Origin of the sequence: Pristimantibacillus sp. PTI5, from assembly GCF_048572955.1 — a bacterium.
Taxonomy (GTDB): domain Bacteria; phylum Bacillota; class Bacilli; order Paenibacillales; family Paenibacillaceae; genus Pristimantibacillus.
In genome coordinates this window covers 3517621-3532247 of the sequence record NZ_CP183886.1, presented here as the reverse complement: position 1 = coordinate 3532247, position 14627 = coordinate 3517621, and the positions used below count along the sequence as shown (strand labels likewise).

The window sequence follows — 14627 nt, the reverse complement described above, 5'->3', positions numbered from 1 at the left end:
ACTTATTTGTCGAAATTTAGCGCACGGTAAATAATAACAGCCGCTTCAGCGCGAGTAGCGTTGTTTTTCGGTAAGAATTTACCTGCATTACCGATTACGATTTTGTGAGTAGCAGCAAATGCCACACCGTCTTTCAACGTAGCATTAATTTTGCTTGCATCCGCAAAGCCCTTCAGAGCTGCATCAACATCCGTTACATCTACTGCACCTTTGGAAACCTTCAAAGCGCGAGCAATCATCGTCGCCATCTCAGCACGAGTAATGGTTGCATTAGGGTCGAACTTCGATGCCGAACGGCCGTTGATGATTTTAAGCTGTGCTGCCGCAGCAACATATGGTGCAAACCAGTCAGCTGCATCCACATCTGCAAACGCTTCTGTTGCTGAACCATTTTCCAGATCCAGAGCACGGATAAGCATTTTTGCAAACTCAGCGCGTGTTACTTTATCCTGTGGAACAAATTTACCTTCTGATTTGCCTTCGATTGCGCCTTTAGCAGCTACCACTTGGATTTCGCGGCCAGCCCAAGCTTCAACCTTAGCAATATCAGTGAAGGATACTTTGTTCTCTACAACGACATAAGAGGAGAATGAATCACGTGATTCGATAATCGAATTGCCGGATACCCGTCCGCCATGGAATACTAGCTTGCCGTCAACGATTTTCGCTACGGAAAGAAGCTCTTTATTCAGGCCTGTTGTATCGCCAAGCGGTATGCTAATGACGATTGGTTGGTCAAATGTCGTTTTTGCAACTCCGCCAACTGTCAGGTTGAAGTCATAAACTTCCGACACAGATTTCAATGTGCCAACTACTTCTGCACTCGCGTCTGTTTTGTTAATAGCAAGTGAGATCGCAGATGAGAACGATCCGCCAACTGGAACAGTTACTTCAAATCCGCCGATAACAAATGTTGCGCCTGATACATTCCCAGCTGCTGCTGCTTTCACAACTGCATCAGGAAGATTCAAGACAACATCTTTTAGCGTTACAGCTCCTAGATCAAATTTCAAAGCAGTCTTCTCAACAGCTGAACCTGGAGCCAATTCTTTTACTTTCGCTGCAACAGCGTCAATACCAGCAATAGTGGACAATAGATTGCTTTCATCTAGTTGAAGAACAGCTTTTCCGTTTACATTGCTAACATTAGAAGCTGCACTAATTGTCGCCAATTTAGTAATCTCTGCAGTCGCATCTGTAACGAATTTCGTAATAAGAGCAGCTTTCTCAGCTTCAGTCGCTTTATCGAGCGCTGTTTTCAAATCATTTAGCAATTTGTCCGTTGTTTCCGGTAGTGGTGCAGTTGGTGTAACAATAACGCCACCACCGCCTACTCCGCCGCCTGTTGTGTTCAGTGATTTATAAGCCGTAAACAAAGCGCCTGCTGCAGCCGTAAACGTGCTATCATTGTTAACTGCCGTTCTTGCTTCAGTCAACACGGAAAGCACATCATTCGTGCTTACACCGTAATACAGGAAAATTTTCTCGACATTGTACTCACTCTCTGGCAAAGCTGCCAGCACATCTCTCAGCAATTGTTGAACACTGCTTGAATTCGTCATGATATCAAGCAAGCCCGCCAAATCCTTCGCGCCTACCTGCGCAACAAGCTCTTCTTGAATATCAAAGAAATAAAGCGCGATGTCATCTACGGTAAGATCAGTAACCCCGGCTTCTGTAGCAAAGGATTGAAGCAATGCTCCGTGCTCTACACGCAGCGCTTCAAGTCCAGCAACCGAAGGATTGTAAGACAATGAAACAGCATCATAGAAAAGATTTTCTAATTGCGCTTCCTCTGCAGTGTTAGGCTGGAACTTGTCAACGATCGGCGCTACGATATCGCCTTTCACATGAATAGCCAGTGCATCCAAAGCGTCCTGCAGCGCTTCAACTTTAGGAAGACCGCCTGTCGCAACAAGTGCGTCATACAATTTTTCTACATCTGTCGCAAGCTGGGAACCTTCAAGGGATGATGCATAAGCTACCCCGCTTAATCCAAGCTTTTCCGCTAGGCCTTTATTACTAAGCGGAATGCCAGCAAAAGCCGTTAGGGCTACGCTTGCTGCAATCGTAGATACTGCTAGTTTCTTTCTTAATGTCACTTTCTCTCACTCCTAATATATTAAAATAGCGGCAGTCATCTAATAGATGACTGACTAATAACGCCTATAAGGGAAAATCAATATGTATTCTCTTCATTTTCCAGCCATTCAAGGACACACTATTTTTTGTAAAAATAGGAAGCCAAACGGCGCAATACGCCCTTGGAAGATGTTGAGACTGCGGGCTGAGTATGTAAAGCTTGGTCTTCTACTATGGATTTAGCGTTTAACTGTAAATAGTTAACCCACTGTTCTCCCATCCGCCTCTCAATAGCATCATAGGCTTCGCGAAGTCGAAAACCGCGGCGGACAATATGATGGGCATCGGAAGAAACGATGTGGATATGGCCAGCTTTTAACAGCGACCAAGCAGATTGTTCGATACGTTTGCCAAATCCGCCTAACAACGAATGGGTTGTAACCTGTGCGAAAGCCCCTGCTTCTATAAGCTCAGCTAATCGCTCCGGGTGCTGGACAATCTCCGCATTCCTTTCGGGATGAGCAATCACGGCCTTTAGGCCTAGGATATTAAGCTCATGAATGAGCTCTATCATCGCCTTCGGTATACGAGAGGACGGCATCTCTATCAATACATAACTAGATCCGGCTAATGAGAGCAGTTCATTCCTATACCAGGCATCCAGCAAATCATCATGGACGCGTATTTCCTGTCCAGTCCGTACAGTAACAGGCACACCCGCAGCGATTAACCTTTCGTTAATCGTTTGGGTGTGCTCGGCTACGTCTTGTGCTGTGTTTGTATAGGTCCCATTGGCGTGGTGCGGAGTTGCAATTATGGTTGTGATTCCCTCTGAAGCGGCTGCCCGGGCCATGTCCAAAGTATCATTCCAACTCGCTGCACCATCATCCAATCCGGGTAATATATGTGTATGGATGTCTATCATGCTGATCTCACTTCCTATGTAGAATTTGATCAAAGCCACCTGATAGGCAGGTTTGTAACTATTCTACCACAAGAATATAGATCTTTCAGCACTTCTCGATGCAATTCGACAGTTATTACGACAGAGATTAGTATATCCTATGATTATCCAATGTGTAAGTAAAAAAATGTAAAAATTAAGATTTATTCAGAGTTTTTATTTAGGTTTCTCTTTTACAAAAGCTCCTTGCGAAGCTCTGCCGCAGATTTCGGAGATAGTTCGCCAAAGGGGATATCGAAAACGGTTTTTGCGCCTGTTTGTCCTTTGCGAGCCAGCTTGAATGCAGCTCTAGCGTAAGCCACTAGAACGCTCGCCGTGAATTCTGGATTGCTGTCTAGCTTCAGTCCGAATTCGATAATTTGCGTGCTGTTCTCGCCAGTCGTACCGCTGCGGAGCACCGTGCCGCCGTGAGGCATTGCGGAGTGTTCTGCCTTCATTGTCGCCTCGTCAATAAAATGAACCGTCGTATTATAATCAGCGAAATAGTTTGGCATGCTGCGAATTTCCTCAGCAATCGCTTCTTGATCAGCACCCGCCTCCGCTACGATGTAGCAATCGCGAATGTGCTTCTCACGCGTCGTCAGTTCCGGGTTCTCGCCGCTGCGCACGCGATTAACCGCATCCTCGCTTGGAATGGTGTACTGTACGCCGTGCTTTACGCCATTCACTCGGCGAATCGCATCCGAATGCCCTTGGCTCACGCCTTTGCCCCAGAACGTGTATTCCTTGCCTTCAGGCAGAATGGCTTCTGCAAGCAGACGATTCAAAGAAAACAAGCCCGGATCCCAGCCTGTTGATATTACGCTCAATTTTCCGCTTGCCTTTGCTGCTGCATCCACCTGCTCAAAATATTCCGGAATGCGCGCGTGCGTATCGAAGCTGTCAACCGTATGGAACAAGCGAGCAAAAGCAGGCCCTTGCTCCGGAAGATCGGTAGCCGATCCGCCGCAAAGAATCATAACGTCAATCTCATTGACGAAGCGCTCTGCATCCTCAATGGAGTACGCTTGAACTGCCGAAGGAATGGACGCTGGGTCTCTCCGCGTGAATATTGCATCCAATTTCATATCCGGGCTTTGATTGATTGCCAGCTCTACGCCGCGCCCCAAATTGCCGTAACCCACAATACCAATGCGAATCTGTTCTGTCATGATGCCGCCACCTCTTCTTTTTTTTATATCGTGCTTAGATCCAGCCTCTCGCTTCCATTGCCGCTGCGATCCGTTTAATCGAAATCATATAAGCTGCCGTACGAAGATCAGTATGATGCTCTTTAGCAAGGTCGCGAACGGCCACATAGGACTGAATCATGTTCGTTTCCAGCTTCTCCAGCACTTCAGCTTCGCTCCAGTAGTAGTTCATCAAGTTCTGTACCCATTCAAAATATGAAACCGTCACGCCGCCCGCATTCGCAAGCACGTCCGGAATAACCGTAATACCTTTGCTTGCTAGTACGCGGTCCGCTTCCGGCGTTGTTGGACCATTAGCAGCTTCCGCTACGATTTTTGCTTTGATACGGTCCGCATTCGCTGCTGTAATGACATTCTCCAGCGCAGCCGGCACCAAAATATCAACATCCAGCTCAAGCAGCGCTTCGTTCGAGATGACATAAGCTTCGCCATACTCGCGGATTGACGATGTGTCTTTGAGCATAGAAATCTTCTCGATATCAATGCCGTTCGGGTCGTAAATACCGCCTCTGGAGTCGCTAACCGCTACGATTTTGCAGCCTGCCTCGCTCAGCAAACGCGCGGCGATACGGCCCGCGTTGCCGAAACCTTGAATGGCTGCAGTCGCGTTCTGAACAGGAATATGCATATCGCCCAGCGCAGCCAAAATCGTATAAACGCAGCCTTGCGCCGTCGCCTCGTTACGTCCCTTCGAGCCGCCAAGAATAAGCGGTTTGCCGGTAATGACACCTGGCGAGTTCACGCCTTTCAGCCTGCTGTATGTATCCATCATCCAGCCCATAATTTGCGGCGTCGTGTAGACATCCGGCGCAGGAATATCTTTATCCGGACCTATAAAATCAGCGATCGCTTCCATAAATGCGCGGCTTACGCGCTCCAGTTCATTTTTGCTCAAAAGACGCGGATCACAAATTACGCCGCCCTTGCCGCCGCCGTATGGCAGACCGACAACGCCGCACTTGAAGCTCATCCACATGGAGAGCGCTTTAACCTCATCAAGCGTTACATCCGGATGAAAACGAATACCGCCCTTTGTCGGTCCAATCGCATCATTATGCTGGGAGCGATACCCTTCGAATACGCGGATCGATCCGTCGTCCATGCGAACGGGAAAACTAACCGACAGCACACGCTTCGGCTGCTTCAAAATTTGCGTAACATGCTCGGGCAGCTGAAGATGGGCGGCTGCCGCATCAATTTGCTGCTGTGCGATTTGGTACGGATTCAATGTTTCTTCCACTAAACTCACTGTCATATCAGGTTCAGTCCTTTTTTCGTAGAGTCCGACTCCCAATCCAGGAAAAGCCGCTTTTTTGATTCTACCTTTTTCAATACTATTTTAAAAGAAAAATTTCGTTAAATAGTGCAAAAAATCTACACTTTTATCCATTGTCATGTTAAGTTTCATTGAGTGGGAGTAACAATAACATCTAACATCATCTAGAAATATATGTAATTTTCTCCAAGCTTAAAGCACATAAAAAGAAAGGAGTAACAGAAGCCAGGCCTCCATCACTCCTTTCTATTAGTATGCACGGCTGCATGCACAAGTATAAATCTTATCAATGCCCCAGCACTCCTCTTTTATTTTATTGCCGTGTAAGCTTCTTTAAGCGCGCCGTAGCTGTCTGCGATCTCTTGGTGGAATGCGTGCTTAGGCGAGATTCCCATATGCAAGGAAATGACATCGTGGATCCCCGACTGCGCTATGGCCGCTTGCAGCGTCACCGCTTCTTCATCCTTCTCGTAATCGAATAGGAGCGCAGCAGCAATTGCGGATGTCAGATGCGGAACAGGAATGCCGAGCTCCCGCGCCTGCAAAGCTGGCCTGACGAGCCGGTCATTCAAGGACAGCTTGCGCATCGGCGAGCGCCCGACGCGGATTACACTGTCCGATAAGCGAGGATTTGTGAATCTTTTCATCATTTTCTGAACATAACGGTCATGCTTTTTCTCATCCCAATGATACTTGGAAGTAAGAATGCTTCCGGTTTCGTTCAGTACTTGCGATAACTCGGAACGTATCTTCGGATCATCCATCGCCTCTTGAATGGTTTCATAACCTTCGAGGTAGCCGTGATAGGCCGCCGTGCAATGCCCCGTATTAACGGTAAATAGTTTACGCTCAATGTAAGGTTCAAGCGCATCCACATATTTAACGCCCTCAATCTCCAAGTAGCCCTCCATCATGGCCGAACGGTCTACAATCCATTCAAAGTAAGGCTCAACCGTCACCTTAAGCGGATCATCATGCTCTTGAACGGGAACGATGCGGTCAACGGCCGTATTCGGAAAAGCAATACAGCCATCAGCTTCCCCATGCAGCTCTGCTGGCAAATGCTCATACACTCGCCGCTTGAGAAGCGAGCTGCCCGAAATGGCATTCTCGCAAGCAATGATATGCAGCGGTTTATGGTTCCTCTCCCGAAGCCGTAGCTCGATGCCGGCAGCGATGGATTCCGCAATATGCTTCAGCGCCGTTACGCCAACCGCCGTCGTTACGATATCGGACGTCGCTACTGCTGCTGCCACCGCTGCTCTGTTTTTGCCGCTGATCGCCGTAACGTTGCGCACCACTTCGGTGTCTCGCGCCTCGTTCGCGAGCATGACCGAATATTGTTTCTTCTGCTGCAGCAAATGAATCTTTCGTTCATTCCGGGCTACAAAAGTAACCTCGTAGCCTGCATGGGACAGTAGCAGACCGATAAAACCTCTCCCGATATTTCCAGCGCCAAAATGCACAGCCTTCATGGTCCGAACCCCCTTCGCTTGGTTGGTGTCGCATGTATTTAAAGTCTGAATATTCTGACTTATTTTGTTGCACTACCATCCGTCGGTGTTTCATTATCGCCGCAGACTTGCTTGCGGACTTTAAAGCGCACCTGCTGCCATCGTTTGAAAATCAATATGCGACAAACATTCCGCATGGTAGTAACGCTCCGACTTGTCAAAAGGCAGCGACTTCGTAATCGTATTCGGAACGATTATGCATGACATTCCTGCAGCCAGCGCCGCCCGCGCCCCGTTAGGCGAATCCTCGATCGCAACCGCTTCGCCCGCCTCTACGCCAAGAGCAGCAAGCGTCTGCCTATACAGCTCCGGATCAGGCTTAACCCTCGCCACATCATCCGCCGTTCGGATGGTCTCGAAATAATGCGCAATTTCAAGCTGCTCCAAATATTTATCGATCCATGCGCGCGGCGAGCTTGAAGCGAGGCCAATCTTCATGCCTGAGTCCTGCGCTTCATTCAAATAATCCAAGATGCCGGTTCGGACCTGTTCACTCTGCATAAGGGCCGTGTGCTGGAGATGTACCGAATCCCGGAAGGCATCCTTGTCTATCGGCAGCTTCAAATCCGTCATTAAATATTCATAGGGATTAAAGGTGTGTAAACTCGTTCCGATACAGCCCGAATACTGTTCCAGCGTGAGCTCAACGCCATGCTCCGAATACGCTTCGCGAAAGGCATGGTACCATGCCGTTTCCGTGTCGATAATCGTTCCGTCAAAATCAAAAACTATCGCTTTAATCATTTATACATCTCCTCCTAATATTAATATGTTAGATTTCCTAACAAAACCGTAACATGTTTCAAAAGAAGGCGTCAAGGAGGGTACCCGCCCAAAAGGCCGTTAAGCAGGTTGTCCGCCGTTTTATGAAAAGAAGTAAAAACCGTTGGTATAGCTGGATTTTCAGCGATTCTTGCAAACGCTTCGATCATTTCAGAAAAAAAATTCAGACGATTTCCGTCAACCGCTTACATCTTTCTCTTTGAACTCTTTCCTAACCATTCCACAAAAAAAGAGTATGCCATGGAAGCTAAATTCACCTTCCTGGCATACCCTATATTCAAGCTTAGTCATTCATTCACGCAAGAGAAATACGCCTCTGATGGTCCGCGCTTCCTGTTAAATCATTTGCCCGCCCGGTTTCGAGGAAGGCATGACGGGCTCCGTTCGTTTCTTGCGCTCGATGCTGATCCAGATCAACCCCGCAGCCATGCAGCCTGCGCCGCACATTTGCAGCAGCGCGATTTTCTCATCGAACATCAAATAGCCTGCAACAACCGCGGCGGCCGGAACCGCATAACGGAAGAAATTAGACCGCGTAGCTCCCACCTTGAACATGCAGGCATTCCAGAGAACAAAGGCCAGCACGGTGCAGATCAACACGTTGTAACCAATGGATAAATAATGGCCGGCATTCAGCCCGGACCAATTCGTCTGTCCCCATGAACCGAAAGTAAGTGGAAGCATGAACAACGAGCCGAATGCAATCGTCCACGTGCTCACGCGTAGCGCCGAATATTTTTTCATTAGCGACATCGAGCTAAGATTGAATAAAGGACCGATAATACTGACGCCAAACGCCATGGCGTTGCCGAGCATATTTTCGGAGGAGAGACTGAAGCCTTCATCCCCGCCTAAAATGACGAAGCAAACGCCGACGATCGATATCCCGCCGCCAACGATGAGCCGCATCGTAATCGTTTCCTTCATAAACAGCGGTGCGAACAATGCGGCAAAAATCGGCCACGGCGCCACGTTTAAGAGCGAAGCATTTGCTAAAGTCGTGTACTTGATCGAGTACATGACCGTAATTTCGAGCAGCGTAATGCCGATAAGCCCGATTAACGCCAGCCTCGGCACGATGCGCCATGGAATGGCCACACTGCCCTCGGTTAGCTTAAGGATCAGAAAGAAAAAAGGAACGGCCAAGCCAAATCTCAGAAACGAGAACACGATCGGATTAAACGACTCCATTGCCAGTCGAGAAATACCGAAGTTTGCTCCCCACACGACAGCGATTAGAATCAGTCCGCCGTAATTCAACCACTTGTTATTCATTCTTTTCGCCCCATCTATTCGCAATTGTTCTTATACGTAAAAGCTTCATTCATCATAGCATGGGGAATCGCAGAATAATGCACCGTTTTTGGCTCATTTCTTATGCATTTTAAACTCAAGGAACAGCTCGTTGTAATGGGCCAGCATCTTTTTGCCGAGATTGTCATACACCTCTAACTTTCCCGTCAGCTCCTCATTCGGATAAAAACGTTCGTCGCCGGAAATTTCCTCGGGCAGCAAGGCCAGCGCAGCTTTGTTTGGCGTCGAATAGCCCACATATTCCGCGTTCTGAGCAGCTACCTCGGGGTCGAGCATAAAATTTATAAACTGATGGGCACCCTCGATGTTTCGAGCCGTCTTCGGTATGACCATATTATCGAACCACAGGTTCGAGCCTTCCTCCGGTACGACATAATCGAGCTTATCGTTCTCATCCATTATCTCCGAGGCATCCCCCGACCAGACAAGCCCCACTGCCGCCTCCTCGTTTGCAAGCAGCATCTTAATCTCATCGCCGACAATCGCTTTGACGTTGGGCGTCAATTCCTTCAGCTTCGCTTTCGCTTCCTGCAGATGCGTCTCATTCGTATCATTGAGCGAATAGCCTAAGCGGTTCAGCCCCATGCCCATCACCTCACGCGCACCGTCGAGCAGCAGAATTTGATTGCGCAGCTTCTCATCCCATAGGTCATTCCAGCTGGAGAAGTCGAGGTCTCCTGCCAGCTCCGGGTTATATACAATTCCGACCGTCCCCCAGAAATAGGGAATCGAGTATGCATTGTCGGGATCAAACGAAAGATTCATGAAGCGTTGATCGATATATTTTAGATTCGGAAGCTTGGCGTGATCGAGTTCCAGCAGCAGGCCTTCCTCTTTCATTTTGCTGATTGCATATTCAGAAGGAACGCTCACGTCGAATGTAGTACCGCCCTGCTCGATCTTGGTCATCATCGCCTCATTGGAATCGAAGGTTTGGTAAATGACCTTAATGCCCGTTTCCTCTTCAAAACGCTCCAGCAGCTCGGGATCGACGTAATCGCCCCAATTGTAAATCGTAAGGGTATGGTCGCCGCTGTAGCCCTCGCTTTCATTCAAATAAGCCGTCAAGTACAGGAGTCCAAGCGAAACGGCAAATACAACAACAAACATGCGCACAAGCTGCTTCATCCGCGCCCCTCCTTCACAGACGGTTTCGCGTTCCGCTGATTAATAAAGTAGTAGCCGACGACGAGAACGATCGTAAATAGGAAAATCAGCGTCGACAAGGCATTGATCGATAGCGACACGCCCTGGCGAGCCCTAGAATAAATCTCAACCGACAGCGTCGAGAATCCGTTGCCGGTCACAAAGAACGTCACCGCAAAATCATCAAGCGAATAGGTCAGCGCCATAAAAAAGCCCGCGAAGATGCCTGGCTTGATGAACGGCAGCACGACCCGCGAGAGCACCTGCCAAGAGCTGGCGCCTAGATCCCGCGCCGCGTCGACAAGGGTTGAGCTCATTTCCTGAAGCTTAGGCAGCACCATGATGACGACGATCGGCACACTGAACGCAATATGCGATAACAGCACGGACACGAAGCCCAGCTTAATGCCGATCATCGTAAACAGGATCAGGAACGAAGCGCCGATGATGACATCGGGACTGACGATCAGCACGTTGTTGAGCGTGAGCAGCGTCTGCTTCGGACGATTGCCCCTGACATGATGGATCGCTATCGCCCCTATGACGCCTATGATCGTCGAGATCGCAGCTGACAATAGCGCGATGACGAAGGTATTCAGCACGATGATAAGCAGGCGCGTATCAGCAAAAACTTCCTTGTAGTAATCGAGCGTGAAGCTCTCAAAGCTGCGCATCGCCCCGCCGCTGTTGAACGAATAGAACATTAAATAGAAAATCGGCGCATAAAGTACTGCAAATACAAGCATCAAATAGATGTTCGACCATTTATTTTTTCCGCGCACGGGCCGCACCTCGCTTTCGGTTGCCATTGAGCAGCATCATGGCTGCCATAGCTAAGATGAGGAACACGGCGATCGTCGCTCCCATGCCCCAGTCCTGCGTCACGAGAAAATGCTGCTCAATTGCGGTTCCGAGCGTGATAACGCGGTTGCCGGCAATAAGCCGCGTAATCATGAATAAGGACAGCGCGGGTATAAATACGGCCATGCAGCCGGACTTCACCCCGCTGATCGTAAGCGGGAAGATGACGCGGCGGAAGGTCGTCCATGCCGATGCGCCAAGATCCCGCGCCGCGTATACGAGCGTCGGATTCATTTCCTCCAGCGCATTGAAGATCGGCAATATCATGAACGGGATAAAGATATAAACCGACACGAAAACAAAGCTAAAGTCCGTGAACAAGATCTGCTGCTTGCCCACGCCGATAGCTTCAAGCAACGAATTGGCAAAGCCGTATGTACCGAATAAGCCGATGAATGCGTACGCCTTGAGCAGCAGATTGATCCAGCTTGGCAAAATAATAAGCAGCAGCCACAGCTGCTTATGCTTCGTCCTCGTTAATACATAAGCCGCGGGGTAAGCCGTCAGCAAAGAAATAGCCGTAATGAGAAACGCATACCAGAACGAGCTGAGCGTCATGCGCATATAGACCGGCGTAAAAAACTTCGCGTAATTGCCAAACGTAAAGTTGCCCTCAACGTCGAAAAACGAATAATACGCGACTAAGACAATCGGAGCAACGACAAACAGCACAATCCAAGCCATATAAGGAACGAGATAGAAGGGGCGTGATTTATTTGACATCCGCGGCCTCACTGTACGCTTCGAGGCGTTTATCGAATTCCTCTTCAGTCTCGCCAAGCCGCATGACGTGAATCGCTTCCGATTCGAACGTCAGGCCAATCTGTTCCCCAACCGCGGCTTTGCGAGTGGAATGGACGAGCCATTCATTGCCCGCTTCATCATAACAGCAGATTTCGTAATGAACGCCGCGGAACAGCTGCGAATCCACGCACACCTGCAGCTTACCATTCTCGGGAGAGGTAATTTCCAGATCCTCGGGCCGAATGACGATATCAACCGCTTCATTCAGGCTTAGTCCTTGGTCCACGCAGGTGAACGAACGGCCCGCAAACTCCACTTCGAAGTCGCGCGCCATTCGGGCCGGGACAATGTTGGACTCCCCGATAAAATCGGCAACAAACCGGTTGATCGGCTCATCATAGATATCCGTCGGCGTTCCGGTCTGCTGAATCTTTCCTTCATTAATTACAAAAATTTCGTCAGACATCGCGAGCGCTTCCTCTTGGTCATGCGTGACGAAAATAAAGGTGATCCCCAAGCGGCGCTGCAGCTCGCGCAGCTCATACTGCATTTCCGTGCGAAGCTTCAGGTCAAGCGCGGATAGCGGCTCATCCAGCAAAATAATTTCCGGCTCGTTTACAATTGCTCGGGCGATCGCCACGCGCTGCCGCTGGCCGCCTGACATCTCGGAAATTTCGCGCGATTCGTAGCCGTCCAGGTTGACGAAGCGGAGCGCTTCCTTCACCTTGGCGGTCACATCGGCATTTTTCATTTTTTTGATGCGCAGCCCGAAAGCCACGTTCTCGAATACGTTCAGATGAGGAAACAGCGCGTAGTCCTGAAATACGGTATTCACCTGACGCTCATTCGCCGGCACGCGGTTAATAACCTTGCCGTTAAAATAAATCTTGCCCTCGGACGGCTCGGTAAAGCCGGCGATCAGCCGAAGAATGGTCGTTTTGCCGCAGCCGGAAGGGCCGAGCAGCGTATAAAATTTGCCTCGTTCTATCGTAAAGCTGACTGCTTTCAATACAGCGGCAGCATTTGAATCATAGTGCTTTGTGACATGCTCAAAGCGAATGATGGTTTGATCTTGCATATCGCATTCCCCTTTGCCAATTTAGAAGAAACAATAGAGATTATACAGCATCCCTGTAAATCAGCAATAGGAAAAGAAAAATGATGTCAACAGCGATCATGACGCGACCTGCTTTTCAAATGATTGATCATGAAAGCGCTATACATTACGATTAATTCAGGTTAGAAACGCAAACATTATTACAATTGGAGGTTGAAGCATGAGTAAACTGGCATCTGAAAAACCGGTCTCCGGCGGTGTTAAAGTTTCCATTCAACGATTTGGTCGTTTTTTAAGCGGCATGGTCATGCCGAATATTGGTGCTTTTATTGCTTGGGGACTCATAACGGCCCTATTTATTCCGACAGGCTGGATTCCGAATGAGAGTCTGGCAACGCTAGTCGGACCGATGATCACCTATTTGCTCCCTATACTCATCGGCTATACCGGCGGACAAATGATTCACGGCGTTCGCGGCGGCGTCATTGGCGCAATCGTCACGCTGGGCGTCATAGCGGGAGCGGATATCCCGATGTTCCTCGGCGCGATGATCGTTGGTCCGGCAGCCGCATGGGTGCTCAAGAAATTCGATCAATCGATTGAAGGTAAAATTCCGGCAGGCTTTGAAATGCTGATCAACAATTTCTCCTCCGGCATCATCGGCGGCGGACTGGCAATTATCGCATTCAAAGGTATCGGCCCCATTGTTGAAGCGTTGAGCAAAGTGCTCTCATCCGGCGTGGAATGGCTGATCGACACAGGCCTGCTGCCGCTGGTTAACGTTTTGATCGAGCCTGCTAAGGTATTGTTCCTGAATAATGCCATTAACCACGGCATACTTGGGCCGCTCGCGCTGGATCAAGCGACGCAAACCGGTAAATCCATCATTTATATGCTGGAATCCAATCCCGGTCCCGGGCTCGGCATTTTGCTCGCTTACTGGCTGTTCGGCAAAGGCATGGTTAAGCATTCGGCGCCTGGCGCCGCGGTAATTCATTTCTTCGGCGGTATTCATGAAATTTATTTCCCTTATATCTTGATGAACCCGCGTCTCATTCTGGCGGCAATCGCAGGCGGTGTGTCCGGTACCTTCACCTTCTCGCTCTTCGGAGCCGGCCTTGTCGCCGCGCCTTCGCCTGGCAGCATCATCGCCTACTTCTCCATGACGCCAAAAGGCGGAGTGCTGGCTATGCTTAGCGGCGTATTGGTCGCAACGGTTGTTTCCTTCCTCGTTTCTGCCGTTCTGCTGAAAACCAGCAAGCAGAGTGAGGGCGATGGCGACGAGCTTGAGCTCGCATCGCAAAAGGTTCAGCAAATGAAGGCGGAATCCAAAGGAAATGCCGCCGCGCCTATCGCGCAGCAGAATCAGCTTTCTAAAGAACAGGTAAACAAAATCGTATTTTCTTGCGATGCCGGCATGGGCTCCAGCGCAATGGGCGCCTCTATCCTGCGCAAAAAAATAAACGCAGCCAAGCTGCCGATTACCGTCATCAACACGGCAATCAATGATATCCCAAACGATGCCGACATCATTATCACGCACAAAACGCTCACCGACCGCGCACGTCAAAAGGCGCCGAACGCCGAGCATATCTCAATTGATAATTTTCTCAAAAGCCCGGAGTATGACTTGCTCGTACAAAGACTAAGTTAATATACGTACCGGCTAAACTTAATGATCTATTTAAACCATACT

12 protein-coding genes are annotated in these 14627 nt (G+C 49.2%); 1 reads left to right on the top strand and 11 read right to left on the bottom strand.

Annotation, left to right across the window (positions count from 1 at the left end):
* Positions 1–2: 2 nt before the first annotated feature.
* From ACN6MW_RS15925 to ACN6MW_RS15875, 11 genes are all read right to left on the bottom strand, one after another.
* Positions 3–2102 carry an S-layer homology domain-containing protein gene (locus tag ACN6MW_RS15925; RefSeq protein WP_419876210.1) on the bottom strand — a complete coding sequence of 700 codons (2100 nt, stop codon included), beginning with the start codon at positions 2100–2102 and terminating at the stop codon, positions 3–5.
* 119 nt (positions 2103–2221) lie between these two features.
* A complete protein-coding gene (locus tag ACN6MW_RS15920) occupies positions 2222–3007 on the bottom strand; it encodes a tyrosine-protein phosphatase (RefSeq protein WP_419876209.1) in 786 nt (261 codons plus the stop codon).
* A gap of 212 nt (positions 3008–3219) precedes the next feature.
* The gene (locus ACN6MW_RS15915; RefSeq protein ID WP_419876208.1) at positions 3220–4197 is read right to left on the bottom strand and encodes a diaminopimelate dehydrogenase; all 978 of its coding nucleotides are present in this window, start codon (positions 4195–4197) and stop codon (positions 3220–3222) included.
* 34 nt (positions 4198–4231) lie between these two features.
* Positions 4232–5491, bottom strand: coding sequence for a Glu/Leu/Phe/Val family dehydrogenase (locus ACN6MW_RS15910; protein WP_419876207.1), 1260 nt, complete (start codon positions 5489–5491; stop codon positions 4232–4234).
* Positions 5492–5820: 329 nt separating this feature from the next.
* A complete protein-coding gene (locus ACN6MW_RS15905) occupies positions 5821–6987 on the bottom strand; it encodes a mannitol-1-phosphate 5-dehydrogenase (protein ID WP_419876206.1) in 1167 nt (388 codons plus the stop codon).
* A gap of 120 nt (positions 6988–7107) precedes the next feature.
* Positions 7108–7770, bottom strand: a complete 663-nt coding sequence (locus ACN6MW_RS15900) for an HAD family hydrolase (RefSeq protein WP_419876205.1) — start codon at positions 7768–7770, stop codon at positions 7108–7110.
* Positions 7771–8145: 375 nt separating this feature from the next.
* On the bottom strand, positions 8146–9084 hold the full coding sequence (locus tag ACN6MW_RS15895; protein ID WP_419876204.1) for a DMT family transporter: 939 nt from the start codon (positions 9082–9084) through the stop codon (positions 8146–8148).
* Between the two features lie 93 nt (positions 9085–9177).
* Complete coding sequence (locus ACN6MW_RS15890) at positions 9178–10251, bottom strand: ABC transporter substrate-binding protein (protein WP_419876203.1); 1074 nt, start codon at positions 10249–10251, stop codon at positions 9178–9180.
* Positions 10248–11078, bottom strand: coding sequence for an ABC transporter permease (locus ACN6MW_RS15885; RefSeq protein WP_419876202.1), 831 nt, complete (start codon positions 11076–11078; stop codon positions 10248–10250). Before ACN6MW_RS15885 ends, ACN6MW_RS15890 begins: the two co-directional genes overlap by 4 nt.
* Complete coding sequence (locus ACN6MW_RS15880) at positions 11035–11853, bottom strand: ABC transporter permease (protein WP_419876201.1); 819 nt, start codon at positions 11851–11853, stop codon at positions 11035–11037. The genes ACN6MW_RS15885 and ACN6MW_RS15880 overlap by 44 nt, the downstream gene beginning before the upstream one ends.
* Positions 11843–12952 (bottom strand): ABC transporter ATP-binding protein, encoded by a 1110-nt coding sequence (locus ACN6MW_RS15875; protein ID WP_419876200.1) that lies wholly within the window; start codon positions 12950–12952, stop codon positions 11843–11845. The genes ACN6MW_RS15880 and ACN6MW_RS15875 overlap by 11 nt, the downstream gene beginning before the upstream one ends.
* Positions 12953–13151: 199 nt before the next feature.
* Here ACN6MW_RS15875 and ACN6MW_RS15870 point away from each other — a divergent pair, with 199 nt between their 5' ends.
* Positions 13152–14585, top strand: a complete 1434-nt coding sequence (locus ACN6MW_RS15870; RefSeq protein WP_419876199.1) for a PTS mannitol transporter subunit IICB — start codon at positions 13152–13154, stop codon at positions 14583–14585.
* Positions 14586–14627 lie beyond the last annotated feature (42 nt).